This window comes from Pseudovibrio sp. POLY-S9, from assembly GCF_001431305.1.
Taxonomy (GTDB): domain Bacteria; phylum Pseudomonadota; class Alphaproteobacteria; order Rhizobiales; family Stappiaceae; genus Pseudovibrio.
Genome location: NZ_LCWX01000200.1, coordinates 112,380 through 114,053, shown reverse-complemented (window position 1 = coordinate 114,053; position 1,674 = coordinate 112,380). Strand labels below are relative to the sequence as shown.

Annotated in this window: 2 protein-coding genes; both read right to left on the bottom strand. The window is 49.2% G+C overall.

The features are described from left to right. The coding region (locus tag PPL9_RS20185; protein WP_161831386.1) for a hypothetical protein at positions 1-1,113 on the bottom strand (1,113 nt) is incomplete at its 3' end. A 1-nt stretch (position 1,114) separates the two neighbouring features. Then, entirely contained in the window at positions 1,115-1,495 is a 381-nt protein-coding gene (locus tag PPL9_RS20180; RefSeq protein WP_057464369.1) for a hypothetical protein, read from the bottom strand. Positions 1,496-1,674 lie beyond the last annotated feature (179 nt).

Below are 1,674 nucleotides of genomic sequence, written 5' to 3'. Positions count from 1 at the left end.
CTGGCGACTTGCTACCAGCTCGCGTCCGTCTTCTGCCAATGCCGCCGCGCTAGCCCATGAAGCTTCATCTTCCTGATGTTCTTCATTGGTGTAGCTGATCTTAACTGTGTTGTATTTACCAAGGTCTTTACGCCCGCCCTCGATAGACAGGCCAAACAGATCAGCTTGAGACTCATCAATCACAAACGAAGGTTGAGAGCAAATCTTTTTACGGATAGCCCATCGACCTAGTCCATCCTGAAAAATTTCACCATTGCAGCATTCAAGAATCTGCTCCATCCGGTCAGCATAATCTTGCCCCATGGTCACAACACCACGTGTGCGCCATCTTTTTTCTGTGCTGCCAATTTTTAGGGGGACTAGTTCATCGCAGTAGTCTGCAAAAGCCTTGAAACTCTCTAGATCAAATAAGTCCACATCATCAGGCTCTACGCCTTCGATAGTGGACAGTTCATCAAGCGCGCACAGGCTGGAGTTGTCAGTTTCCTTTACCTGCCCGTCACGAGGGTCAAAAACATCCAATCGTGTGACAACAACTTCTAACTTAGGTACGCCAGCCGGATACACTTTTGATGTATTTTTAAATGAATCTTGCTTTAGCCTCATAAGCACCATTGCACAGCCAAGATGACGAAAAGGCCCATCTTTCTCTAACTCTGGGAAAGCATTCTTTAGACGATAAAAGTACTCATTCGGAGACTGCGAGCCATCCATAAACTGCAAGCTCACAGCATTTTTCAATCTCCCAGTTGCTACCAGACCATTGTCGGGAATCTCAACCTTCTGCTCATCAAGGTAGAACTCATCAAATCTAATTCTACCTTCACAAATATAGTGCAGAAAATATCTGTAGTCGCCTTTTGCCCCTGCAAAGACCGTTGCAGAACCCATCTTAGCACCGCCGTGAACCCTCCTACGATCAATAGCTTCATTACGGATATTGGCTTGAATATCCTGAGGCTTCTGACGTGGTGGCTTTGGAGCTAGAAGTGTATTGAGGAGATAGCTGGCGCTGACTGTAATCGCGGTGGCAATCACAGTAGATGCTATTGCCGCTGCCGTCCCCGTAACCCCAATCGCTGTGACGATAAAAGTCGCGATTGTTGCAGGCATGTTATAGCCTCCATATGTGATCTGCTTTTGCTTTGACGTAAGACAGCCCGCGCCCCGGAAAGCGTGACACCCAAAGACGCCCGGTGTAAATACCTCCCAAGAGTCCCTTGGGAGTTGGGATCAACCCCACATCGCCACGCTCCGCTTCGCCGGTATGTTCGTGTCCGAAAAGATCAATTAACAACGCAACCTCACCGCCAATGCCTGCGAGGTAATCAAGCGCCTCTTGCTCAGTCGAGCAGATTCCGACGAGGTGTTGTGTCCTGTCGTCACCGGTTAAGAACCTGTCCCACGACCCAAGGAATTGCAGACAGTCTGACCGCCCCCAATCAAATTCTATCGAAACCTGAGTGGAAAGAAATTTGCCTAGTTTGTCTTGCATGACCTATCCAGCGTCATAGAGATTGATTGTCCATTCCTTGAACGCGTTGACCTGCGCAAATCCGGTTGAGCCGGGGTCGCGTTTGTTCTGGTCGCTTTGCGTTATACGGGAATGCGCGTTTTTACGCCTAGCGGCCCCCCTATCTTCCATAGATAGGGAAAGCATGCGCCCACCGCCCT

Excerpts from the sequence above, each read along its gene's own strand:
- PPL9_RS20180 (WP_057464369.1), bottom strand. The coding sequence starts at position 1,495 with ATGCAAGACAAACTAGGCAAATTTCTTTCCACTCAGGTTTCGATAGAA.